This is a genomic window from Pseudomonas sp. MT92 (genome assembly GCF_058792515.1).
In genome coordinates, this window is the sequence record NZ_JBXAFA010000001.1 from 121,492 (window position 1) to 144,714 (window position 23,223).

General features: G+C 59.9%; 27 protein-coding genes and 1 pseudogene. 11 read left to right on the forward strand and 17 right to left on the reverse strand.

The annotated features are described in order from the left end of the window. Positions 1-11 precede the first annotated feature (11 nt). Positions 12-701: a phosphate regulon transcriptional regulator PhoB gene (phoB, locus tag AC1Q6D_RS00545; RefSeq protein ID WP_034149326.1), complete on the reverse strand. Its 690-nt coding sequence runs from the start codon at positions 699-701 to the stop codon at positions 12-14. A gap of 152 nt (positions 702-853) precedes the next feature. On the opposite strand from phoB, the gene AC1Q6D_RS00550 reads away from it, so the two are divergent. After that, the gene (locus tag AC1Q6D_RS00550) at positions 854-1,240 is read left to right on the forward strand and encodes a COG4315 family predicted lipoprotein (RefSeq protein ID WP_103402953.1); all 387 of its coding nucleotides are present in this window, start codon (positions 854-856) and stop codon (positions 1,238-1,240) included. Positions 1,241-1,294: 54 nt separating this feature from the next. Here the strand turns inward: AC1Q6D_RS00550 and ubiA are convergent, their stop codons facing one another. Further along, positions 1,295-2,185, reverse strand: a complete 891-nt coding sequence (gene ubiA, locus AC1Q6D_RS00555) for a 4-hydroxybenzoate octaprenyltransferase (RefSeq protein WP_103402952.1) — start codon at positions 2,183-2,185, stop codon at positions 1,295-1,297. Further along, on the reverse strand, positions 2,185-2,748 hold the full coding sequence (locus tag AC1Q6D_RS00560; protein ID WP_103402951.1) for a chorismate--pyruvate lyase family protein: 564 nt from the start codon (positions 2,746-2,748) through the stop codon (positions 2,185-2,187). Before AC1Q6D_RS00560 ends, ubiA begins: the two co-directional genes overlap by 1 nt. A 200-nt stretch (positions 2,749-2,948) precedes the next feature. Between AC1Q6D_RS00560 and AC1Q6D_RS00565 the strand changes: the two genes are divergently transcribed. The 5 genes from AC1Q6D_RS00565 (at position 2,949) to AC1Q6D_RS00585 (ending at position 5,541) form a co-directional block, all read left to right on the forward strand. Further along, positions 2,949-3,116, forward strand: a complete 168-nt coding sequence (locus AC1Q6D_RS00565; RefSeq protein WP_007954349.1) for a rubredoxin — start codon at positions 2,949-2,951, stop codon at positions 3,114-3,116. 21 nt (positions 3,117-3,137) lie between these two features. Continuing rightward, positions 3,138-4,286 carry an NAD(P)/FAD-dependent oxidoreductase gene (locus AC1Q6D_RS00570; protein ID WP_103402950.1) on the forward strand — a complete coding sequence of 383 codons (1,149 nt, stop codon included), beginning with the start codon at positions 3,138-3,140 and terminating at the stop codon, positions 4,284-4,286. A gap of 194 nt (positions 4,287-4,480) precedes the next feature. Further along, positions 4,481-4,756, forward strand: a complete 276-nt coding sequence (locus AC1Q6D_RS00575) for an HU family DNA-binding protein (protein ID WP_003195589.1) — start codon at positions 4,481-4,483, stop codon at positions 4,754-4,756. 41 nt (positions 4,757-4,797) lie between these two features. Next, the gene (locus AC1Q6D_RS00580; protein ID WP_103402949.1) at positions 4,798-5,046 is read left to right on the forward strand and encodes a hypothetical protein; all 249 of its coding nucleotides are present in this window, start codon (positions 4,798-4,800) and stop codon (positions 5,044-5,046) included. A gap of 111 nt (positions 5,047-5,157) precedes the next feature. Next, a complete protein-coding gene (locus tag AC1Q6D_RS00585; RefSeq protein WP_103402948.1) occupies positions 5,158-5,541 on the forward strand; it encodes a helicase in 384 nt (127 codons plus the stop codon). A gap of 31 nt (positions 5,542-5,572) precedes the next feature. Here AC1Q6D_RS00585 and AC1Q6D_RS00590 read toward each other — a convergent pair whose 3' ends face one another. Beyond that, positions 5,573-6,322: a Fic/DOC family protein gene (locus AC1Q6D_RS00590; RefSeq protein WP_103402947.1), complete on the reverse strand. Its 750-nt coding sequence runs from the start codon at positions 6,320-6,322 to the stop codon at positions 5,573-5,575. Next, positions 6,319-6,576, reverse strand: a complete 258-nt coding sequence (locus AC1Q6D_RS00595; protein WP_047535149.1) for a hypothetical protein — start codon at positions 6,574-6,576, stop codon at positions 6,319-6,321. The genes AC1Q6D_RS00590 and AC1Q6D_RS00595 overlap by 4 nt, the downstream gene beginning before the upstream one ends. A 73-nt stretch (positions 6,577-6,649) precedes the next feature. Between AC1Q6D_RS00595 and AC1Q6D_RS00600 the strand changes: the two are divergent. Beyond that, a pseudogene (locus AC1Q6D_RS00600) lies at positions 6,650-6,775 on the forward strand (helicase); the annotation flags it as partial. Positions 6,776-6,871: 96 nt separating this feature from the next. On the opposite strand, the gene AC1Q6D_RS00605 reads toward AC1Q6D_RS00600, so the two are convergent. From AC1Q6D_RS00605 to exbB, 6 genes are all read right to left on the reverse strand, one after another. Next, positions 6,872-8,272, reverse strand: a complete 1,401-nt coding sequence (locus tag AC1Q6D_RS00605; protein WP_103402946.1) for an aminoacyl-tRNA deacylase and HDOD domain-containing protein — start codon at positions 8,270-8,272, stop codon at positions 6,872-6,874. A gap of 79 nt (positions 8,273-8,351) precedes the next feature. Then, positions 8,352-10,427, reverse strand: coding sequence for an ATP-dependent DNA helicase RecG (gene recG, locus AC1Q6D_RS00610; protein ID WP_103402945.1), 2,076 nt, complete (start codon positions 10,425-10,427; stop codon positions 8,352-8,354). A 9-nt stretch (positions 10,428-10,436) separates the two neighbouring features. After that, on the reverse strand, positions 10,437-11,366 hold the full coding sequence (locus AC1Q6D_RS00615) for a hydrogen peroxide-inducible genes activator (protein ID WP_047535140.1): 930 nt from the start codon (positions 11,364-11,366) through the stop codon (positions 10,437-10,439). Positions 11,367-11,606: 240 nt separating this feature from the next. After that, positions 11,607-12,356: a TonB family protein gene (locus tag AC1Q6D_RS00620; RefSeq protein WP_103402944.1), complete on the reverse strand. Its 750-nt coding sequence runs from the start codon at positions 12,354-12,356 to the stop codon at positions 11,607-11,609. Then, the gene (exbD, locus tag AC1Q6D_RS00625; RefSeq protein ID WP_047535134.1) at positions 12,353-12,781 is read right to left on the reverse strand and encodes a TonB system transport protein ExbD; all 429 of its coding nucleotides are present in this window, start codon (positions 12,779-12,781) and stop codon (positions 12,353-12,355) included. Before exbD ends, AC1Q6D_RS00620 begins: the two co-directional genes overlap by 4 nt. Before the next feature lie 6 nt (positions 12,782-12,787). Next, complete coding sequence (gene exbB, locus AC1Q6D_RS00630; protein ID WP_103402943.1) at positions 12,788-13,756, reverse strand: tonB-system energizer ExbB; 969 nt, start codon at positions 13,754-13,756, stop codon at positions 12,788-12,790. A 189-nt stretch (positions 13,757-13,945) separates the two neighbouring features. Between exbB and AC1Q6D_RS00635 the strand changes: the two genes are divergently transcribed. Further along, positions 13,946-14,803, forward strand: a complete 858-nt coding sequence (locus tag AC1Q6D_RS00635; protein WP_103402942.1) for an SDR family oxidoreductase — start codon at positions 13,946-13,948, stop codon at positions 14,801-14,803. Positions 14,804-14,868: 65 nt separating this feature from the next. On the opposite strand, the gene AC1Q6D_RS00640 is transcribed toward AC1Q6D_RS00635, so the two are convergent. The 6 genes from AC1Q6D_RS00640 to AC1Q6D_RS00665 form a co-directional block, all read right to left on the reverse strand. After that, positions 14,869-15,609: a hypothetical protein gene (locus AC1Q6D_RS00640; RefSeq protein WP_103402941.1), complete on the reverse strand. Its 741-nt coding sequence runs from the start codon at positions 15,607-15,609 to the stop codon at positions 14,869-14,871. Positions 15,610-15,676: 67 nt separating this feature from the next. Continuing rightward, positions 15,677-16,057, reverse strand: a complete 381-nt coding sequence (locus tag AC1Q6D_RS00645) for a RidA family protein (protein ID WP_003229509.1) — start codon at positions 16,055-16,057, stop codon at positions 15,677-15,679. Positions 16,058-16,081: 24 nt separating this feature from the next. After that, the gene (gene spoT, locus AC1Q6D_RS00650) at positions 16,082-18,187 is read right to left on the reverse strand and encodes a bifunctional GTP diphosphokinase/guanosine-3',5'-bis pyrophosphate 3'-pyrophosphohydrolase (RefSeq protein WP_103402940.1); all 2,106 of its coding nucleotides are present in this window, start codon (positions 18,185-18,187) and stop codon (positions 16,082-16,084) included. Between the two features lie 57 nt (positions 18,188-18,244). Continuing rightward, positions 18,245-18,508 carry a DNA-directed RNA polymerase subunit omega gene (gene rpoZ / locus AC1Q6D_RS00655; protein ID WP_007921129.1) on the reverse strand — a complete coding sequence of 88 codons (264 nt, stop codon included), beginning with the start codon at positions 18,506-18,508 and terminating at the stop codon, positions 18,245-18,247. A gap of 166 nt (positions 18,509-18,674) precedes the next feature. Continuing rightward, positions 18,675-19,295: a guanylate kinase gene (gene gmk, locus AC1Q6D_RS00660; RefSeq protein WP_047535114.1), complete on the reverse strand. Its 621-nt coding sequence runs from the start codon at positions 19,293-19,295 to the stop codon at positions 18,675-18,677. A gap of 12 nt (positions 19,296-19,307) precedes the next feature. Further along, complete coding sequence (locus AC1Q6D_RS00665; RefSeq protein ID WP_103402939.1) at positions 19,308-20,171, reverse strand: YicC/YloC family endoribonuclease; 864 nt, start codon at positions 20,169-20,171, stop codon at positions 19,308-19,310. Positions 20,172-20,437: 266 nt separating this feature from the next. Between AC1Q6D_RS00665 and rph the strand changes: the two genes are divergently transcribed. From rph to gltS, 3 genes are all read left to right on the forward strand, one after another. Beyond that, complete coding sequence (gene rph / locus AC1Q6D_RS00670; RefSeq protein ID WP_047535109.1) at positions 20,438-21,160, forward strand: ribonuclease PH; 723 nt, start codon at positions 20,438-20,440, stop codon at positions 21,158-21,160. 29 nt (positions 21,161-21,189) lie between these two features. Then, complete coding sequence (locus AC1Q6D_RS00675) at positions 21,190-21,558, forward strand: DUF4870 domain-containing protein (RefSeq protein WP_103402938.1); 369 nt, start codon at positions 21,190-21,192, stop codon at positions 21,556-21,558. Between the two features lie 431 nt (positions 21,559-21,989). Further along, complete coding sequence (gene gltS / locus AC1Q6D_RS00680) at positions 21,990-23,195, forward strand: sodium/glutamate symporter (RefSeq protein WP_103402937.1); 1,206 nt, start codon at positions 21,990-21,992, stop codon at positions 23,193-23,195. Positions 23,196-23,223 lie beyond the last annotated feature (28 nt).

Sequence of the window (23,223 nt, forward strand, 5' to 3'; positions counted from 1 at the left end):
TGCAACTGCTTTTATGCCTTTGTAGAGAACCGGTAGCCGGTTCCGCGCACGGTTTGTACCAGGTTTTCGTAGGCGTCGCCGAGGGCTTTGCGCAGGCGGCGGATGTGCACATCGACGGTGCGCTCTTCGACATAGACATTGCCGCCCCAGACTTGATCCAGCAACTGGCCGCGCGTGTAGGCGCGTTCCTGGTGGGTCATGAAAAATTGCAGCAGGCGGTATTCGGTCGGCCCCATTTCGGCCGGCTTGCCGTCGATGGTCACGCGATGGCCGATCGGGTCCAACAGCAGGCCACCGACTTCAATAGGCGCTTCGCCATCGGTAGGACCGGCGCGGCGCAGCACGGCTTTGAGGCGTGCGACCAACTCACGGGGGGAAAAGGGTTTGGTGATGTAATCGTCGGCACCGACTTCCAGGCCCTGGATCTTGTTGTCCTCTTCGCCCTTGGCGGTGAGCATGATGATCGGGATATCACCGGTCAGTTCATCGCGCTTGAGGCGGCGGGCCAATTCGATGCCGGAGGTGCCGGGCAGCATCCAGTCGAGCAGGATCAAGTCCGGTTTGCGGTCGACGATAATGGCGTGGGCCTGCTGGGAGTTCTCGGCCTCCAGGCAGTCATAGCCGGCCATTTCCAACGCAACGGCGATCATTTCGCGAATAGGCGCTTCGTCGTCGACGATCAGAATGCTCCTGCCAACCATGCCTTAATCCTCTTGTCATTTAACTGTCTTGCGCCGCATTAGATAACGGAATTATTGCAGTCGTGTGACAGTATTTTAGTCGCCCGGCGATCGTCGTGAACCTGAACTAAGCTCTAAGTCCGAATCCTGACAACCGCAAGAGGAAGGTTTCCATGAATTACATCGCTCAATCCTGGAAGGCGTTACTGGTAACGGCCGTGCTAACGCTGCCGACCCTGGCGCTCGCCGCTGAACCGGTGATGATGAAAGACGGCATGATGGTCGACCATAAAGGCATGACCGTATACACGTTCGACAAGGACTCGGGCGGCAAGTCGATGTGTAATGGTGACTGCGCGAAGAATTGGCCACCCATGATGGCTCCGGCCGGTGCCAAGGCCGAAGGCAAATTTACGCCCATCAAGCGCGATGACGGCATGATGCAGTGGGCGTATGACGGTAAACCGCTGTACACCTTCGTGAAGGACGAAAAGCCTGGAGAAATGAAGGGTGACGGCATGAAAGACGTCTGGCACGTCGTTCACGAGTCGCAGAAGTAACCAACGTGATCCGCCCCCGCATGAATGCTCTGCGGGGGCGATATCAATCCTGCCTCAGCGCAACCCATAATCCAGCACGATCCCGACAAAAATCGCCAGCCCGGCCCAGTGATTGTGCAAAAACGCCTTGAAACAGCGCATCCGGTCCTTGTCGCGGGTGTACCAGAACTCCCAGGCGAAGCAGCCTGCCGCCACCGCCAACCCAAGGTGGAACCAGCCACCGAGCTCGAATTTCGAACCCGCCAGCAACAGACAACCCAGCGCCAATCCTTGCAGGGTCAGGATGATCACCCGGTCCGCCTCGCCAAACAGGATCGCCGTGGATTTCACGCCGATTTTCAGATCGTCGTCGCGGTCGGTCATTGCGTAATAGGTGTCGTAGCCCACTGTCCACATCAGGTTGGCGATGTACAGCAGCCACGCCGCCGCCGGCAAATCACCGGTTTCGGCGGTGAATGCCATCGGCATGCCCCAGGAAAACGCCGCGCCCAACACCACCTGCGGGTAATAGGTGTAGCGCTTCATGAACGGGTAAGTGAAGGCCAGCGCCAGGCCGCCGAGTGACAGCCAGATCGTGGTCGCATTGGTGCACAGCACCAGCAGGAAACTCACCCCCATCAGCAGCGCAAAGAACACCAGCGCTTCCTTGGAGCTGATCTTGCCGCTCGCCAGTGGGCGCTGTGCGGTGCGTTTCACATGGCCGTCGACCTTGCGGTCGGCCCAATCGTTGATCACGCAGCCACCGGCGCGAGTCAACACCACGCCAAGGACGAAAATCACGATGTTGGCCAGCGACGGCGAGCCCTTGCCGGCAATCCACAGCGCCCACAGCGTTGGCCACAGCAACAGATAGATGCCGATCGGCTTGTCCATGCGCGTCAGCTGAATGAAATCCCAGGCCCGTGGGTTCAAGCGGTTCAGGGACTTGAGCAGGCTCTGGTACATCAGCAATTCTCCGGATGGGCGCGGGCGGCGTTCCACAGGGGCGGCAGGAAAATCTCGGCCACCAGCACGCTCAAGGTGCCACGGTCGAACCGTGAGCGGCGGCCCCATAGCTCAGGCGACCGGACCTCGTTCGGCAGCCACGCTTGAGGATAGTGGCAAACCTCGATGGCCCGGCGCTGGAAGGCGTGATCGCAAAACAGCAATTCGCCCAGGGAGCGGCTGCCCAATTCGTCCATGTGCAAGCCGTCGCCCTGCAATGCACTGCGCGAGGCCACGCTGCGGGCAAACACCCACGCCTCGCCGTGACCGCGCAGGTACACCTCGCGAACCCAGCCCTCGCTGCCGTCGGCCAGATCCAGCGCGGCGCATTCGTCGGCGCGCAGGGTTTGCCAGCCTTCGAACAGCGGCGTGACGCTGAAGCCGTCATTCGACAAACGGGTCAGGCGGCGGGTCAGCGAACCTTCGTCGAATAGCCAGTCGAGGGTGGACGTATCGGGGAGGGGCGTCAGTTGGCTGTGAGGAAGCCAGAGCGGGGCCGGGCAAGCGGATTTTGAGTGCGGCACAGTGAGTCATTATTGGCAGCAAAGGAGGCGGCGAGCTTAACATGTCGGCTCGTGAATTTGAGTGATCTGGCCGCCCGTTGCGCCGAACAGGCTTGCATCTGCGCGGCCCCATCAGTACAAAACGCCCTGAGCCGGACGGCAGCGCTGCAACCATCGACCGTTCGCGCCGGCAAAAGCCTGAATCCTGAGGAAGTACCTGAATGAAAAAGTGGCAATGTGTGGTCTGCGGCCTGATCTACAACGAAGCCGACGGCTGGCCGGATGACGGCATCGCGCCGGGCACCTTGTGGCAGGACGTGCCCGAAGACTGGCTGTGCCCGGATTGCGGCGTCGGCAAAATGGATTTCGAAATGATCGAAATCAACTAAGACACCTGGAAGGAGTAAGGAATGAACGCACCTGTCGTGATCGTCGGCACCGGACTGGCGGGCTACAACCTGGCCCGCGAGTTTCGCAAACTCGATGGCGAAACTCCGCTGCTGCTGATTACCGCCGATGACGGACGCTCTTACTCCAAGCCGATGCTCTCCACCGGTTTCGGCAAAAACAAAGACGCCGATGGCCTGAGCATGGCAGAACCCGGCACCATGGCCGAGCAGTTGAAAGCCGAAGTGCGCACCCACACGCGCATCAGTGGCATCGACCCGGGCCACAAGCGCCTGTGGATCGGCGAAGAAGCGGTGTACTACCGTGATCTGATCCTGGCCTGGGGCGCAGAAACCGTGCGCGTGCCCATCGAAGGTGATGCGGCGGACTGCGTATTCCCGATCAACGACCTCGAAGACTACGCACGCTTTCGCGCCGCAGCGGCCGGCAAGCGTCGGGTGCTGTTGCTCGGCGCCGGGCTGATCGGCTGCGAGTTCGCCAACGACCTCAGTCTGGGCGGCTACGAGGTGCAACTGGTGGCGCCGTGCGAACAAGTCATGCCGACCCTGCTGCACCCGGCGGCGGCTGCGGCGGTGCAGGCCGGGCTGGAAAGCCTGGGTGCACGTTTCCACCTCGGGCCGGTGCTCAATCGCCTGCAGCGCGTCGCTGATGGGCTGGAGGCGCACCTGTCCGATGGCCAGGTGATCCCGTGCGACGTGGTCGTGTCGGCCATTGGCCTGCGTCCGCGCATCGACCTGGCCGCCGCTGCCGGTGTGCAAGTCAATCGCGGCATCGTGGTCAACCGCCACCTGCAAACTTCCCACGCCAACATCTACGCCCTGGGCGACTGTGCCGAGGTCGATGGGCTGAACCTCTTGTACGTAATGCCCCTGATGAGCTGTGCGAGAGCGCTGGCCCAGACCCTCGCCGGCAACCCGACGACGGTCACTTATGGCCCGATGCCCATCACCGTCAAAACCCCGGTGTGCCCATTGGTGGTGTCCCCGCCGCCACGCGGCACGGAGGGCGTCTGGACCGTCGAAGGGCAGGGCGCCGACATCAAGGTTTTATGCCGCGATGCCGGCGGCAAACTGCTCGGTTATGCCCTGACAGGCGCGGCGGTGACGGAAAAACTGGCCCTGAACAAAGAACTTCCGGCGCTGCTGGCGTAAATACCGGTCGTTCTGTCGGAATCACCCCCCTTTTGCCCATACATTGGCCGCGCCGACACTGGCGCGGCTCCTCACTGCGTGCCATCCTCACTCCCGTCTGCCGCAGAGTAGAGCACCTGCGGCGCTTTGGGCGCTGCTCCGCAGAGAGCAGCACGGACATAACAACAAAAAACCGTCAAAGGGGCTTCACTAATATGCGTAAACCAGATCTCGCCGCAGCAATTGCTGAAAAAGCAGACCTCACCAAAGAGCAGGCCAACCGCGTTCTCAACGCCGTTCTCGAAGAAATCACCGGCGCCCTGCACCGCAAAGACAGCGTCACGCTGGTAGGTTTCGGCACCTTCCTGCAACGCCACCGCGGCGCCCGCACCGGCAAAAACCCGCAAACCGGTGAGCCCGTCAAAATCAAGGCCAGCAACACCGTTGCGTTCAAGCCAGGCAAATCGTTGAAAGACAGCGTCAATCCGTAATCCGTCGCCATACCCTGCGTAGCAGGGGAGCCGAACAAAGAATGGGCACGCCAACCAGGTTGGGTGCCCATTTTTTTGGTTTTCGCGCCATCCCGGAAATTGATAACACATCACCTGTAGGGGCGAGCTTGCTCGCGATGGTCGTTAACGATAACGCGTGTGGACTGGATAAACGCGGCGCACGTGAGGTCATCGCCGGCAAGCCGGCTCCTACAGAATGTGTTTCGTTTGGTGTGGGAATGACGTGGCGAGTGGTCTGGCAGAAGGCGTTATTAATTGTGACTTGGTAGTCATCGTGCCGCTAATGGTTATGATCTCCTCCTAATGAAACTGGATACTGGCGTTATGGCTTGAAGCCGTTAAACTGCCCCGGCCGTTCATTTTCCTTTTGAGGCTTGCGCATGAAATTTCGTTTTCTGCTGTGGATGCTGGGTTTGTTGATGGGCAAGGCCAGTCGGACCAATCCTGCGTTTCAGCAGCAGTTGGGCGACAAGGACCTGGTGTTTCAGCTGCAGACCCTGGACGGGAAGGTGGCGCGGCATTTCCGGGTTAAGGATCAGCGCATTACCAGCAAGGCGGGCGTGTATGCCGAGCCTGCATTTGCCATCGCCTTCAAAGACGCCGCGTATGGCTTTACCACGATGCAGGCGAAGAACAAGCAGTTGGCGTTCATGACGGGGATTCAAGACAAGTCGATTCAGATCAAGGGCAACCCGGCGCTGGTGATCTGGTTCCAGGGGTTGACCAAGTATTTGAAGCCGAAGAAGGCCAAGCCAAAGGCTTGAGGTTGTCTCCAGCTTTTTACCTTACGACATCCTACGGGCCTGATGTGTCGAGTGGTCGTGCCCTGTAAGTCTTGTATATCTGCTGGACTTCCGGATTGTCCAGGCTCTCGTAGGTGATGCCTTCCTTGTCCAGGCCATCCAGGCCACGGATGCTGCTGATGGTCGCTGGCCACTCGTCTCGACTGGCGATATCGACCACGAACGGTTTCAAGTAGTGATCGAGATGCCTCTCGCGAGGCTCTCGAATTTCATCACTGAGCGCCCGCAGGTAGTCGTCCTTGATGGTCCTTGACCAGTCGATGGCGAACCGGGCCCGATAGCAGAGCTCCATGAAGACCAACAGGATCGTGCGGCCGTTGCCGTCGAGAAAGGGGTGTGCGAATGCTAGTTGGCCCATTACTTCGCCAGGGCGATCTCTGAAACGTTTCTGGTTTGCTGCTAGCTCAAGCGCATAGTCGACAGACATCTTGATGGAGTTCGGATGCTCAAAGACGGTGCTTCGCGGATCGCCATGTAAGCCCTTGAAGACAGCCAAGTGAGGGACTAGCTCGCATCGATCTTTCCCTGCCCAAGGATAGAAGCCGGAGAAAAGGATCTCGTGAACTTTGAGGACTGACTTGTAATCGATTGGCTGGGTCTTGGCCAAATAGTTAAGAGCGTCTTCGATGCTCAGTTCGAAGGAAAAATGCTCTGATTCTTTAACTTCAGTGGGATCTTTCAGGCCCAGCGAGTTTTGAAGGTAGCCAGCCGTTTCGAAATCGCCGAACGGGTCAAAAGTCATGCGCTATGTTTCTTGGAGCGCCTCTCCTGAAGGTACCGCCCTTGGAGCACCAAGGCTTCTGATTTGCTCAGTGCGCCTTTTTTCTTCAGATTGACGAGCAACTGTTCAACGCCATCCAGCACGACGATATCACCAGCCAGACAGGTGATGGTCACGGCCATACGGCTCATGCCGTCAGGTTCGGCAGTGATCTTGTGGTCCTTGGCAAGCTTGCGGACTTGACTTGCAACACTGTTAGCCGCTGTTTGGGTCATCGGAAAGCCCTCTATTTACGCTCAAATCTTAGCAGTGCGCTTGCTTTTTGTCGTTGCTGGCTCGTCGGCCAATGCATTTATGACGGGGATTCAAGACAAGTCGATTCAGATCAAGGGCAACCCGGCGCTGGTGATCTGGTTCCAGGGGTTGACCAAGTATTTGAAGCCGAAGAAGGCGAAAACTGTCGCCAAGGTTTGAGTGGGTCAGTCAGACCGGGTTGGATTCATCGCGGGCAAGCCCGCTCCCACAGGGATCACCTAAATCCTGTGGGGGCGTGGCTTGCCCGCGATACTTTCAGCCCTGAGTGAATTGCGAAGCGAGTTCGCGCAGCAATACTTCGGCTTCAAGGACTTTGCTGACCGCGTCTTCGGCCTTGTCGCGAGTCAGGCCCAGGCGTTCGAGCAGGGCATCGGGGATGTCTTCGTCGGGGCCGGAACCAATGCCGCGGCTGCGCAGCAAGCGCACGCTCAGGCACACCAGGTTCGGGTACTCGGCGTAATCGCCGTCGTAATGGGGGTCGTGCTGGAAGCGCAGCGCGGTGGCCAGTTCATCGGGCATGTCCCAGTAGCGCATCAGCCAGGCGCCGATCTGTTCGCGGCTGATGCCCAGCAAGTGTTGCTCGATGTAGCTGTGGCACAGGTGCGGGTTGACCTCCAGGTGGCGGCAGATCAGTGAGAAGTGCGGCGGGAACACGTGGGCCAGCAGCAGGTAGCCGAAGTTGTGCAGCAGGCCGGCCAGATAGGTCAGGCCGGCTTCCGGACGCTGGGCGCGCGGCATGGCGCGGGTCAGGCCTTCGATGACGGCGGCGGTGTAGATCGATTGCTGCCAGTAAGGCGTGCTGTGTTGTGGGTGGTCCTTGGGCAGGCTCAGGGTTTTGCCCAGGGCCAGGCCCAGGGCCAGGTTGATCACCAGGTCGAAACCCAGCACGCGCACGATGGCGTCTTCCACAGAACGGATCTTGCCCGGCGAAGCGTAGTACGGCGACGCGGCCCAGCTCACCACTTGCGCCGCCAGCGCCGGGTCGGTCTCGACCACGCCGGTGATGTCGTCGATGGTAGCGTTGGGGTCGACGCGCAGTTTGATGATCTTTTGCGCGGTCTCGGCCAGCGGCGGAATCTCGATGGTCGCTTCCAGGCGTTGCTGGATGCGCCGCGCGGTGAACGCTTGGACGGCCTGGGTGATTTCCTCGCGGTCGTCGTCGGGGCGGTCGAGGTTCGGGCGGATGCTGGTCAGCGCTTCGCCGAAGTTGGCGGCGCTGGCTTTATTCAGCATGGATTTGAAGGCTTCGCTGGTGATTTCCAGCAGTACGCCAGGCTCGCCGGAGTTGACCAGCACCATCGGCTCATGCAGCAGGCTTTCGTCGTACAGGCACGGTGAGCTGGTCAGTGCCGGCAGGCCGGGCAACAGGCTCAGGTTATGCTTGCCGAGCATCTTTTCCAGGCGCTCGGTCGGCACCGCAGTGAGGCGGCGGCCGGTGAGTTCGGTGAGGCGATTGAGGTCCAGCAATTGGCTTTGCGGGAACAACACCATCAGCGCACCGACGGCGTCATCAAGCAGCGCAGCCTGAACTTTGCGCGCGGGGTTCAGACCGTGGTGGTCCAGGACTTCCTTGTAGGCAATGCCCATTTTGCCCAGCAACAGCCGAATGACCGACGGCGCGTGCGGGGTAGCGGGTGCGAGGGCAACTTCGGTCATGGTCTGTATCCGTTTTAAAACAATTGGCAGGAGTATAACCAGCTTGCTCGAACCCATCGCTCAGAAACTGAGACGGTGCTCACACTTGGCCGTATTGCTGCCCATGACGCAACCAACGATCAAGTAATGGGCTGACGTGATCGGGCCAGCGTTCGAGCAAGGCCTGAGCGGCATCGCGCACCGCCGGCAGCAGGTCGGCGTCGCGCATCAGGTCGGCGACTTTGAATTGAAGCAGACCGGTCTGCCGCGTGCCGAGCATTTCACCGGGGCCGCGCAGTTCGAGGTCTTTTTCGGCGATGACGAATCCGTCATTGGTTTCGCGCATGATGCCCAGTCGCTGGCGCCCGATCTGCGACAGCGGTGGATGGTAGAGCAACACGCAATGGCTGACGGCGCTGCCTCGCCCGACGCGACCGCGCAACTGGTGCAGTTGCGCCAGGCCAAGACGTTCCGGGTTTTCGATGATCATCAGGCTGGCGTTGGGCACGTCGACACCTACTTCGATCACGGTGGTGGCGACCAGCAGCTGCAAGTTGCCGGCCTTGAATTCGGCCATCACGGCCGCTTTTTCGGCAGGCTTCATGCGCCCGTGAATCAGCCCGACTTTCAGTTCGCCGAGCGCGGCGGTGAGGTCTTCATAAGTGGTTTCGGCGGCCTGGCAGGTCAGCTCTTCCGACTCTTCGATCAGCGTGCACACCCAATAGGCCTGTCGACCTTCGGCACAGGCGCCGCGCACCCGTTCGATGACTTCGACGCGCCGGGTGTCGGTGATCAGCACCGTGTTCACCGGGGTTCGGCCGGGCGGCAATTCGTCGAGGATCGAGGTGTCGAGGTCGGCGTAGGCACTCATGGCCAGCGTGCGCGGGATAGGTGTCGCAGTCATGATCAGCTGATGCGGACACATGCGCCCGCCGACACCTTTCTGGCGTAACGCCAGGCGCTGTTGCACACCAAAGCGGTGTTGCTCGTCGATGATCACCAGCGCCAGGTTCTTGAACTGCACCTCGTCCTGAAACAGCGCATGGGTGCCGACCACCATCGGCGTGCCATTGGCGATTTGCTCCAGCGCGGCCACGCGGTTTTTGCCCTTGAGCTTGCCGGCCAGCCACGCGACTTCGATGCCCAAGGGTTCGAGCCAGCGCTTGAAGGTGATGAAGTGCTGCTCGGCAAGAATTTCGGTGGGCGCCATCAAGGCGACCTGATAACCAGCCTCCAATGCTTGCAATGCAGCCAGCGCCGCGACCACGGTTTTGCCCGCGCCGACGTCACCTTGAATCAAGCGCAGCATCGGCTCGTGTTGACTGAGGTCATAGGCGATTTCGTTGCCCACCCGCTGCTGTGCACCCGTGGGGCTGAAGCCGAGGTTGGCCAGGTATTGGACCGGTAGCTTCGTGGCTTTGGGCATGGCCGGTGCGCGCAGCGAACGCATGCTTTCGCGCAGGCGTTGCTGGGACAGTTGATGGGTCAGCAGTTCTTCGAAGGCCAGGCGGTGCTGGGCCCAGTGGTGGCCGAGGGCGAGTTCGTCGACATCGGCATCGGCCGGTGGATGATGCAGGTAGCGGATCGCATCGGCCAGCGGTGCCAATTGATAGTCGCGGGCGAGTTCGGTCGGCAGCCAGTCGGGCAGGCTGGTGGGGCCGAGTAACGTCAGGGTCTGCATGCACAGTTGGCGCAAGCGCTGTTGCGTCAGGCCTTCGGTGAGCGGGTACACCGGCGTCAGGGTTTCGTCCACCGGCGGCGGCTCGTCGCCGGTAATGGCGCGGTATTCCGGGTGGTAGATTTCCAGACCCGACGCACCGGGTCGTGCTTCGCCGTAGCAGCGAATTTGCGTGCCGCGCTTGAGGCCTTCTTTCTGGGCGTTGCTGAAATGGTAGAAGCGCAGACTGAGTCCGCCGGTGCCGTCCTGCAGGCGCACCACCAGGCTGCGGCGTCGGCCCATGACCACGTCGGCGCCGCTGACCGTGCCTTCGATCACGGCGTCCTGCCCCGGGCGCAACGCACCAATCGGGACTACACGCGTGCGATCCTGGTACCGCAATGGCAGGTGAAACAGGACGTCCTGGAGATTTTCCAGGCCGACCTTGGCCAGTTTCTCGGCCATGGCTTCGCCGACACCCTTGAGTGCCGTCACCGACACTTGCGACAACTCAGTCATGACGCGTGCTTAGCCGGCCACCACCGGTGCGGATGGCTTGGCCACCGAGCACAGGCGAATGGAGTCAGCGAGGATTTCAATGGCTTTCGGACGCGGGAAGCTCGCACGCCAGGCGATGGCCACGGTGCGAAACGGTACCGGCGCCGACAACGGCCGAACTTCGATCACGCCAGGGGCGTAGTGATGGCTGTCGACGGCCGACAGCGGCAGGATCGAAATCCCGAGGCCGGAGGCAACCATGTGGCGGATGGTTTCCAGCGAACTGGATTCCACCGTGGTGTGTTTGGCGCCGTCGTTGCCCTTGGTCAGGGTCGGGCAGGCTTCCAGCACTTGATCGCGGAAGCAGTGGCCTTCGCCGAGCAACAGCAGGCTCTTGTCATTGAGCAGGCTGGCGTCGATGGATTCTTTTTGCGTCCATGGGTGCTGCGCCGGCATCAGGACGTAGAACGGCTCGTCGTAGAGTTGCAGGGTCAGGACGTCGGCTTCATTGAACGGCAGGGCGATGATGATCGCGTCGAGCTCGCCGTTGCGCAGCTTGTCACGCAGGATGTGGGTGAAGTTTTCTTCGATGTACAACGGCATCTGCGGGGCAACCCGGTGCAGTTGCGGGATCAGGTGCGGGAACAGATACGGGCCGACGGTGTAGATCGCGCCGACTTTCAGCGGGGCGGTCAGCTGGTTCTTGCCGGCTTGTGCCAGCTCGCGAATGCCTTGGGCCTGTTCCAGGACTTTCTGTGCCTGGGCCACGATGCCTTCACCAACCGGGGTCAGGCGCACGGCGCTTTTGCTGCGCTCGAAAATCAGCACACCGAGTTCGTCTTCGAGCTTTTTCACGCCTACCGAAAGGGTCGGCTGGCTGACGTGGCAACGCTCGGCCGCGTGGCCAAAGTGCTGCTCTTGGGCGAGGGTAACGATGTAGCGTAATTCTGTAAGAGTCATAGCAAGCGTCCATGAAGTTGCGGGCCAAGCATAACGCTTGCAATCGATAGACGCACGTTATCAGACAGTATGTGCTGAGTGACACCGGGTAATGCACGTTTGCCGTTTCCAGATAGGCGAAAGGCACCTTTTCGGTGCCTTTCGCATGGTGGAGCGAGCTTGCTCGCGATAGCGGTGTAACAGTCAACGATGATGTTGGATGTCAGGCAGCAATCGCGAGCAAGCCCGCTCCCACATTAGTCAGCGTCGGCGTTTGTCTATCGAGTAAACAAAGGGTGCAACAATTTCGATGGAGCCATTTTTGAGCATCTCGGCCGGAGGTTTTGGCAGCGGCTGAGCGCGGCGGATCATGTCCAGGGTCGCCCTGTCCAGATCGGCAGTGCCTGAGGCGCCCACCAGCTCGAATGACAGGACGTTGCCTTCGGCATCCACCACGAAACGCAGGCGGTTAATGCCTTCCTTTCCCCGAGCCTGTGCGCTGGGCGGGTACTTTTTGTACTTTTGCAGGTGCGCCAGCAAGGTGCCTTCCCAACTGGCCTTGGCCGCTAGTTGAGCTGCCGATGGCCCAGGAGCGGGCTGAGCGGATTTCTCCGTTGGTGCCGGCGTTGGTGGTTCTTCGCTCGGTTTTGCTTCGGACGGCTTTTCCTTCGGCGGTTCCGGTTTTTTCTCCACAGGCTTGGGCGGTTGAGGCTTCGGCTTGGGTTTGACCGGTTTGGGCACCGCGATTTCCGCCTTCGGCGCCTCGGCGAGTTTCGGTATCGGCAGTTCCTCTACCGGGGCCGGTGGCTGTGGCGGTGTGATGACCTTTGGCGGTGCAGGCGGTGGCGGGGCGGGAAGCGGCGCCAGCTCGACCATCATTGCCTGGGGCGGCAATTCGATGGGCGGGCGGGCGGTCCAGTTCACGGCCAGCGCGATGGCCAGCGCATGAACGCCCAGCACCACGGCCAGGCTTCCGCCATATCGCGTCAGCTTTTGGCGCGTCGTGATCATTTCTTGACTGCCGACTCGAGACCGACCAGACCCACCTTCAGGTAACCGGCGGAGCGCAGGGTGTCCATCACGCTCATGAGGTCGCCGTAATCCACGCCTTTATCGGCCTGGAAGAAGATAGTCGTGTCTTTCTTGCCCTGGGTCTTGGCGTCGAGCGTAGCGCCGAGTGCTTCGGCCTTCACTTCATCTTCGCCGAGGAACAGGCGTTGGTCAGCCTTGACGCTGAGGAACACCGGTTTTTCCGGCCGCGGCGCCGGTTTGGCGGTGGACGCGGGCAGGTCGACTTTGATGTCCACAGTGGCCAGCGGCGCCGCCACCATGAAGATGATCAACAGCACCAGCATCACGTCGATGAACGGCGTGACGTTGATTTCGTGATTCTCGGCCAGATCGTCGTCTGCGCCTTCTTTCAAATGCAGGCCCATGGCCGATTACCCCACTTTCACCATGTGCGGTTGCGAGCTGCGCTCGGGCTGGTGGTCGAGGTCGCGGCTGACCAGCAGCAGCACCTGTGCCGACGCGTCGGACACCTGAGCCTTGTAGCCGGCGATGGAGCGGGCAAACACGTTGTAGATCACGACCGCTGGAATCGCTGCGACCAGCCCCAGGGCGGTGGCCAGCAAGGCCTCGGCAATGCCGGGAGCCACGACGGCGAGGTTGGTGGTCTGGGTTTTGGCGATGCCGATAAAGCTGTTCATGATGCCCCATACGGTACCGAACAGGCCCACGAATGGCGCGGTTGAACCAATGGTGGCAAGCACGCCGGTGCCGCTGCTCATGTTGCGACCGCAAGCCGCCACCAGGCGTTCGAGGCGGAAGCTGACGCGTTCCTTGATGCCTTCTTTTTCGCGACTGTTTACCGACAGGCGCATCTCTTCGAGAGCGTCGTGCACCAACAGATTGGCGAGGGTGCCTTCCTTCGCCGCCGTGACGCTGGCTTCCTTGAGCGAGGCAGATTTTTTCAGCTGGGCGATTTCACTGCGCAGACGGCGCTTGGCGCCCATCAGCTCCAGGCCTTTGGCGATCCAGATGGTCCAGGTGATGATCGAAGCGATGGCCAGGCCGATCATCACGATTTTCACGATGATGTCGGCGTTTTTGTACATGCCCCACGGCGACAGGTCGTGGGCCATGCCCAGGGTGTTGTCGGCTTCGAGTACTTCGGGAGCGTCTTCGCCGGCGATCGCTTGGGTCTGCGCTGGGTCGTTGGCGACCGGAGTGACAACCGGGGCGGCGTGATCGGCTGGAGCCGGTGCGGTGGCGGCGGTCGAAGTGGCCGGCGCTTGCGCATCAGCGAACGCGGCGGCAGGCGCCAGCATCAGGCTGAACAGCAGGGCGGCCACCGCGCTCCAGGCACGAGGTCGTTTGGTTGGCAAAGCGGAGAGTTGATTACATGTCATGCTGGGCCGGACCTGAGAGGAAAATTCGATTAATGTTCTTCCAGGCCTCGTGAGGCCGAGAACAAAGTGGCGTGCATTATTGCAATTAATTCTTGTTAACAAAAGCGATAGAGTCTTTTTTTTCCTGAATTGCTAACCGCTCGTCCACTGTCGGCGCTAGCTTATCCGTTTCCGAGAGGAGTTTTTTTGATGTCCGCACCTTCTGTTCTGATCGCCGGTTGCGGTGATGTCGGCAGTCGTCTGGCCACGCAATTGTTGGCTTTGGGGTGGGAGGTTCATGGCCTGCGGCGTGACATTTCACGTTTGCCCGAGGGTGTCATCGGCGTTGCGGGCGACTTGTTCAATGAGGACTGTCCGGCCACCTGGCCAATCGGTGCTGTGGACTACCTGGTGTATTGCGCGGCCGCTACCGATCACGATGAAGCCGGCTACCGGGCTGCTTATGTCCAGGGCTTGCAACACGTTCTGGGCTGGTTGGACGACTATGGGCAGGTTCCTGAACGCTTGTTGTTCGTTTCCAGCAGCAGTGTTTATGGGCAGCAGGAGGGCGAGTGGGTTGACGAGACTTCGCCAGTGGTGGCGGCGGGCTATTCCGGTCGCGTGATGCTCGAAGCCGAGCAGATTGCCCTTAAGAGCGGCATCCCGGCCAGTATTGTGCGGTTGACCGGTATTTATGGTCCGGGCCGCGAGTGGTTGCTGACCCAGGTGCGCCGAGGCTATCGCGTGGCGGTCGATCCGCCGTTGTATGCCAATCGGATCCATGCCGATGACGCTGCAGGGTTGATGGCGTTTTTGCTTGAGGCCGCTCGACGTGGCGTGGCGTTGGAGGATGTCTATATCGGCGTCGATGACGCGCCCGCAGCGTTGGCGGATGTGGTGGGTTGGTTACGCGAGTATCTGGGTGTGACCGAATGGGCCGACGATGCCAGCGTGCGCCGCACCGGAAGCAAACGCTGCAGTAATGCGCGGGCAAAAGCCTTGGGCTGGGTGCCGAAGTATCCGAGTTTTCGCGAAGGGTATGCCGCGATTCTTGAAGGGCGCTGCTGACGTTCAGGCTTCACAAACACCTGAGGGAGCAAGCAAGCTCGCTCCCTCAGGTGTTTGTGTATTGTTTACTGCTTCTCGAGCAGCCACTTGCGATCACCCGGCGTGAACGAAGGCATCTCGTCTGCCTGTGCGGTGTTCACGGTCTGGAAGATTTCCAGTTCTTTGCCTTTACGGGTAAAGATCCACGCATTTCCTTGCCCGTTGAGTTGCAGCCACATGTTGTCATTGCCGCCGCTCATCGACGCACAATCGCCAGCCAGGCACAGCGCGTAGCGATCAGTGTTCGGCAAACCGGTCACCTGGCCGTCGGCCTGGAACTGCACGGTATTGCCTTCACCCGGACCGCTGACGATTTTCCAGTTACCGCCCATGTAAGCCGAATACAGCGCGCGTTCGAAGCTGGCGCCAATCGGTGCGCCCTCCGGTACCGGGATCAGTGCGCGGTCGAAGACTTGCGCCGGCTCGTTGTCGCTGGCGGACTGGCTAAGTTGCTTGCCGTCACGTTTCAACTCGCTGGCCGAGCTGCCATAAAAGTCGATTTTCCAGGCGCCGGACTCTTCGCCCAGCATCTTGCCTTCGACATTTTCAAAGCCATTGGTGTAGCGGGCCTGACCGGCCTTGGTGTTGACGTTCCATTCCAGGTTCGGGCCATAGGTCTGGAGCGCCTCACGCAGGGGGACGCCTTTGGATGCAGTATCGATCGCCGCCTGATTGATCCAGGTGCCGCTGATATCACGGTCGGCAGGGTTGCTGGCACAACCGCCCAAGAACAGGGCGAGCAGCGAGAGAGCAAGCGCTTTGCGCATGGTGGAATCCTATCAAGCTTTCCTTACAGCAGAGCAGTCGGCGCAGCCAGAGGCTGCGCCGGACGCATTACTCGATGACCAGAATGGCATCCATTTCAACCTGCGAACCCTTTGGCAGGGCTGCTACGCCAATGGCGGCGCGGGCTGGGTACGGTTGGTCGAAGTACTTGCCCATGATCTCGTTGACCTTGGCGAAGTGGCTCAGGTCGGTGAGGAAGATGTTCAGCTTGACGATGTCCTTGAATGAACCACCGGCGGCTTCAGCCACGGCCTTGAGGTTCTCGAAGACCTGGACGGTCTGGGCTTCGAAGCCTTCAACCAGTTCCATGGTTTTTGGGTCCAGAGGAATCTGACCCGACATGTAAACGGTGTTGCCAGCCTTGATCGCCTGGGAGTAAGTACCGATGGCGGCCGGGGCCTTGTCGCTGGTGATAACGGTCTTGGTCATTGATGACTCCTTGTAATGGGTGGCTTAGGCGCGCATCCGGGTGATGCGGATCACTCCGGTCAGGGCGCGCAGTTTCTTGATCACGCGGGCTAGGTGCACGCGGTCGTGCACGCTGACCACCAGTTGGACCACGCTGATGCGACCATCGCGTTCGTCCATGCTGATTTTTTCGATGTTGCCGTCGGCCGCGTTGACGCTGCTGGCCAGCAGGGCGATCAGGCCACGCTGGTGTTCCAGCTCGACGCGCAGTTCGACATTGAATTCGCCGGTGACATCCTTGGCCCACGAGAGCTGGATGCATTTTTCCGGATTGTGGCGGATTTCGCTGATGTTGCGGCAGTTGTCCAGGTGCACGACCATGCCTTTGCCCGCGGACAGGTGGCCGACAATCGGGTCGCCCGGGATCGGCGTGCAGCACTTGGCGTAGCTGAGCACCAGGCCTTCTGTGCCGCGAATCGCCAGTGGGCCTTCCGGGCTCGGTAGCTGTTCGCCTTCGCCGAGCAGGCGACGGGCGACGACGTAGGCCATGCGATTGCCCAGGCCGATGTCTTCCAGCAGGTCTTCGATCAGCTCGAGGCGATACTCGGTGAGCATCGCCTTGACGCGCTCGGCCGGGATTTTCTCCAGCGTGCTGTCGAAGCCGTTGAGGACTTTGTTCAGCAGGCGTTCGCCCAGGCTGATGGACTCGGAGCGGCGTTGCAGTTTCAGTGCATGGCGGATGTGCGTGCGCGCCTTGCCGGTGACCACGAAGTTGAGCCACGCCGGGTTCGGACGCGCGCCCGGAGCACTGACGATTTCGACCGTGGAGCCACTTTGCAGGGGTTCGGACAGCGGTGCGAGTCGACGGTTGATCCGGCAGGCAATGCAGCTGTTGCCGACGTCGGTGTGCACCGCATAGGCGAAGTCGACTGCCGTGGAGCCCTTGGGCAACTCCATGATCCGGCCTTTGGGCGTGAACACATAGACCTCGTCCGGGAACAGGTCGATCTTCACGCTTTCGATGAATTCCAGCGAGTTGCCGGCGCGCTGCTGCATTTCCAGTACGCCTTTGACCCATTGACGCGCGCGGGCGTGAGTGCCTTTTGGCTGCTCGTCGCCGCTGGATTTATACAGCCAATGGGCGGCGATGCCGTTGTTGGCCATCTCCTCCATTTCGCGGGTGCGGATCTGGATCTCGATCGGAACGCCATGCATGCCGAACAGCGTCGTGTGCAGCGACTGATAGCCGTTGGCCTTGGGGATTGCGATGTAATCCTTGAAGCGACCCGGCAGCGGCTTGTACAAATTATGCACAGCACCCAGAACGCGATAGCAGGTGTCGACCTTGTCGACGATGATCCGGAACGCGTAGACGTCCATGATCTCGTTGAAGGCCCGGCGCTTGCCACGCATTTTCTTGTAGATGCCGTAGAGGTGTTTCTGCCGACCGCTGACCTCGCCCTGAATGCCATCGATGGCCAGGCAGTGGCTGAGGGATTCCTCGATCTTGTTGACGATTTCCTTGCGGTTGCCCCGGGCGCGCTTGACCGCCTGGTAGATTCGCGCGGAACGCATCGGGTGCATGGCCTTGAAGCCGAGGTCTTCGAACTCTATGCGGATGGCGTGCATGCCCAGCCGATTGGCGATGGGCGCATAGATTTCCAGGGTTTCCTTGGCGATGCGACGGCGTTTTTCGCCGGACAGCACTTCCAGCGTGCGCATGTTGTGCAGGCGGTCGGCCAGCTTGACCAGGATCACGCGAATGTCGCGCGCCATGGCCATGGCCATTTTCTGGAAGTTTTCAGCCTGGGCTTCGGCCTTGGTCTCGAAGTTCATCTGGGTCAGTTTGCTGACCCCGTCGACCAATTCGGCCACGGTTTCACCGAACTGCGCTTGCAGTGCTTCCTTGGCGATACCGGTGTCTTCGATCACGTCATGCAGCATGGCTGCCATCAGGCTCTGATGGTCCATATGCATTTCGGCAAGAATATTCGCCACCGCGAGAGGGTGCGTCACGTACGCCTCGCCACTGCGGCGGCGTTGGCCGTCGTGGGCTTGTTCGGCGTAGAAATACGCCCGGCGGACCAGGTTGACCTGGTCCTTGCCGAGGTAGGTCGATAAGCGATCGGCGAGGGCGTCTATGCTCGGCATGATGACTCCTGCCGCAAGCTGTGATCCCGCGCCGTGCTACGTCGACCAGGCATAGGCTTAGACGGCCTCGTTGGACTCGTCCTCGAATGCAGCAAAAAGCGGTTCATCTTCAACGATTTCGGCTTCGGCGATAGCTGCGTAGTCGATCAGGCCTTCAGCGATTTCACGCAGGGCGACGACGGTAGGCTTGTCGTTTTCCCAGGCTACTTTCGGCTCTTTGCCGCCGGTGGCCAGTTGACGGGCACGCTTGGTAGAGAGCATGACCAGCTCAAAGCGGTTATCCACGTGTTCTAGGCAGTCTTCAACGGTTACGCGGGCCATGGTCTTCCTCGTAGCAAATGCAATATGCGCGCTGCCCGGATGGGCGAGCGGACTCAACAGTTTAAAAAATCACCAGCGATTAGGGAAGCGCTGATTTTTGACCAAGCCCTTCAACGCGCTGCAAGTGCCAATGTAAAGCCCTTGCAGCGGTTTTGGGAAGAGCTGATTAGTCGAGCAATTCAGCCAGCAACTTGCCAAAACGCTGTTGTTGGCGTTTCTGCTGCAGCTGATTGGCGCGGAAAATCGCCTTCAGGTCGTTCAGTGCGTGGGCGAAATCGTCGTTGATGATCAGGTAGTCGTAGTCGACGTAGTGGCTCATTTCGCTGACAGCTTCGCGCATCCGGCCGTCGATGATCTCGTCGCTGTCCTGGCCACGGTTGGTCAGGCGCTGGTGCAGGGCCTGAAGCGATGGCGGCAAAATGAAGATCGAGCGGGCCTTGGGCATCAGTTGACGCACTTGCTCGGCACCCTGCCAGTCGATTTCCAGGATCAGGTCGTGGCCTTCGTCGAGGGTCTGCTGCAGGTGGCTTTGCGAGGTGCCATAGAGGTTGCCGAAGACTTCGGCGCGCTCGAGGAAATCCCCGTGTTCGATCATCTTCACGAACTCACTGCGTTCGACGAAGTGGTAGTTCACGCCGTTCACTTCACCGGGGCGCATGGCACGGGTGGTGTGGGAGATCGAGACGCGGATCTCCGGATCGGCGTCGGTCAGGGCCTTGACCAGGCTGCTTTTGCCCGCGCCCGAAGGGGCGGAAATGATGTACAGGGTGCCGGTGCTGTGGGTCATGTCGGGAATGCCTTACTCAATATTCTGCACTTGTTCGCGCATCTGCTCGATCAACACCTTGAGGTTGACCGCAGCCTGGGTGCTGCGCGGGTCGAAGGCTTTGGAGCCCAGTGTGTTGGCTTCGCGGTTGAGTTCCTGCATCAGGAAATCCAGGCGCCGCCCGGCAGCGCCACCGGACTTGAGTACCCGGCGAACTTCGATGATGTGAGTGCTCAGGCGATCCAGTTCTTCGGCGACGTCGCTTTTTTGCGCGAGCATGACCATTTCCTGCTCCAGGCGCTGCGGGTCCATCTCGGCTTTCATGTCGGCGAAGCGGTCGAGGACTTTCTGGCGCTGGGTGGCGAGCATCTGCGGGACCAGTTCGCGCAAGGTCACCACGTCTTCTTCAATGGAGGTCAGGCGCTCGTTGATCAACCGCGCCAGCTCTGCGCCTTCGCGCTCGCGACCGGCCTTGAGTTCTTTCAGGCCCTGGTTGAACAGTGCCAGTGCTTCGGCGTTCAGCGCTTGCGGGTCGGTGGCATCGCCTACCAGCACGCCGGGCCAGGCCAGGACTTCGAGGGGGTTCAGCGCTGCCGGATTTTTGATCAGGCTGGCGATCGTCTCGGCGGCGGCGACCAATTGCGCGGCGCGCGCCTGATCGACTTGCAGCGGTTTGCCCGTGTTTTCTTCGGTGAAGCGCAGGGTGCATTCGAGCTTGCCTCGGGACACGCCCTGGCGCAGCGCTTCGCGAACGGCGCCTTCGAGGTCACGAAAAGACTCGGGCAGACGCAAATGGGGTTCCAGGTAGCGGCTGTTGACCGAGCGCAGTTCCCAGCTCAGGGTGCCCTGAACGCCGGCTTTTTCGACGCGGGCGAAGGCGGTCATGCTGTGCACCATGGAGGTACCTCGCAATGCAGATCGGCCGGAACAGCGATTCCGGTCATCCGATATCAATGAATTTAAGCCGACTGGCAGCAAAGGCGCAGGATTGTAGCGCAGTGGCGCGGATGCGCCCAAACACAGGCTGTCACAAATGGCGGCAACGCTCCGGCGATGGGCTGTTCAGAGCCTTCGGTCGTCGGAGGATTTTTTTAGAAGTGCCCAGCGGTGGCCGTCGGCTCTATAATGCTCCGCAGTTTTCCGTCCCCGTACAGGTATCCCTTATGAAACGTCCAAGTGGTCGCGCTGCCGATCAGCTCCGCTCGATCCGCATTACCCGCAACTACACCAAACACGCCGAGGGATCTGTACTGGTCGAGTTCGGTGATACCAAAGTCATCTGCACCGTCAGCGTGGAAAACGGCGTGCCGCGTTTTCTCAAAGGTCAGGGCCAAGGCTGGTTGACCGCCGAATACGGCATGCTGCCGCGTGCCACCGGCGAGCGTAACCAGCGTGAAGCGAGTCGCGGCAAGCAAGGCGGCCGTACCCTGGAAATCCAGCGCCTGATCGGCCGTTCCCTGCGCGCAGCACTGGACATGTCCAAGCTGGGCGACGTCACCCTGTACGTCGACTGCGACGTGATCCAGGCCGACGGCGGCACCCGCACCGCGTCCATCACCGGCGCCATGGTTGCCTTGGTCGATGCCTTGAAAGTGATCAAGAAGCGCGGCGGCCTCAAAGGCGGCGACCCGCTCAAACAAATGATCGGTGCCGTTTCGGTGGGTATGTATCAGGGCGAGCCAGTGCTTGACCTCGATTACCTGGAAGACTCGGCTGCCGAGACCGACCTGAACGTGGTGATGACCAGTACCGGTGGCTTCATCGAAGTCCAGGGCACTGCCGAAGGCGCGCCGTTCCAGCCTGAGGAGCTGAACGCCATGCTCGAGCTGGCGAAGAAAGGCATGAACGAAATCTTCGACCTGCAAAAGGCTGCGCTGGCCGACTAACCGGAATAATCCAAGGCAAGGAGGACGCCATGAGTGATGAACAGCAACTGCTTCCCACCCCGAGCAAAGAGGCTCGGCAGTGGGCGATGTTTTGTCACTTGTCCGCCTTGCTGGGGATCTGGATTCCGTTCGGTACGCTGATCGGGCCGTTGATTCTCTGGCAGATGAAGCGCGAGACGGACCCGTTTGTCGATGCACAAGGCAAGGAGGCGCTGAACTTTCAGCTGACCGTTGCTATTGCATCTGCCATTTGCTTCCTGCTGATGGTCGTCATCATCGGGTTCTTCCTGTTTGGTTTGATCGCGATCGGTGCGTTAGTGCTGACGATCATTGCTGGCGTGAAGGCCAATGAAGGGGTGCCTTATCGGTATCCGTTCACCTGGCGTCTGATCAAATAAGCAACCCGTCCCCTGTAGGCGCAAGTTGTTGTCCAGAGAAGTCGACTTTACTCGGTCGTCTTTCCCGATTTAAGTCAATGCTTCAATTTCGGGGTGTTGGCTATTCTAAGTGCAGCTGAATGTTTCAAGTTGTGTGTAACAGTTGCCATTACGGAATTCAGGCGCTGCAGAAATTTTCTCACACACTTGTATGGATTCGTCTTACACGTTTAGTCACAACTGCAAGGCTTCATCACGGCCTGTCTGCTTGGCAATGGGGCTGCGTGGTTGATAAGGTTGCGCCAAGTAATATTCATCAAGAAATATTTCGATATATTCAAACCATTGACGGTACTTGAATCTCAATTAATCAGCGTTGATATATCAACCTGTTCAAGAGGCGAGTCCAGGTAAAAAGTTCGCCCCTGAATATATGTAAATGAATTATCACAATGCTTCAGCTCGATTTTTACGGAACACTTGTGGCTGCCTCCCTGGTGCTGTTACTGGGGCGCGGACTTGTCACGCGCGTTGGTTTTTTACGCACCTACAATATCCCTGAGCCTGTAGCAGGCGGTCTGCTGGTTGCTCTGGTTCTTCTGGCCTTGCGAAGCCTGGACATTGAAGTTCGATTTGATACCTCGCTGCAAACACCCTTGATGTTGGCGTTTTTTGCGACCATTGGCTTGAGTGCAGACTTCGCCAGCTTGAAGAAAGGCGGGCGCGTAGTGGGGGTTTTTCTACTGGCGGTTATCGGGCTTCTGGTGGTTCAGAATGCCATGGGCATCGGTCTCGCAACGGCGTTGGGGCTCGATCCGTTGATGGGCCTGTTGACAGGCTCCGTTACGCTGGCGGGTGGGCACGGTACAGGCGCTGCGTGGAGCGCGACGTTCAGTGAGAAGTATGGTCTGGCTTCTGCTTCCGAGCTTGCGATGGCTTCTGCAACGTTTGGCCTGGTGCTGGGCGGATTGATTGGGGGGCCGGTCGCTCGCCTGCTCATCAACCGTGTCCAGGTACCTGGTCTCGAGCAAGCAAAGCCAGGGATGCCAAAGGGCTTCGAGCAGCCGAACAAAGAGCGCTCGATCACGCCATTTTCGTTTATCGAGACGCTCGCCCTGATCGCCGTCAGCTTGCTGGTGGGTTCACTCCTGAACGGCCTGCTGAAAGACACGGCCTTCGAGCTGCCAACGTTCGTTTGTGTCTTGTTCGTGGGTGTGGTTTTACGCAACGGGCTTTCAGCGCTTGGCTTGTATCAGGTGTTTGAGCGTGAAGTTTCCGTGCTGGGTAATGTCAGCTTGTCGCTGTTTCTGGCGATTGCGCTGATGTCACTCAAACTTTGGGACCTGGCCGCACTGGCTTTGCCCATTTTCATTATCCTGGCGGCGCAAACGCTGGTCATGGCGCTGTTTGCGATGTTCGTGACCTTCAGGGTCATGGGCGGCAACTACGATGCCGCAGTGCTGGCAGCAGGACACTGCGGGTTCGGGCTGGGCGCCACGCCAACGGCGATCGCTAACATGCAAGCGGTGACTCAGCGTTACGGACCTTCACAGATAGCGTTTCTAGTGGTGCCGATGGTGGGAGCTTTCTTCATCGACATCATTAATGTGATCGTGATCAAGTCGTACCTTGCGTTGCCGATCTTCGCCGCTGCCTGAAGAGCCGAACACCGCCGATGATGCAAAA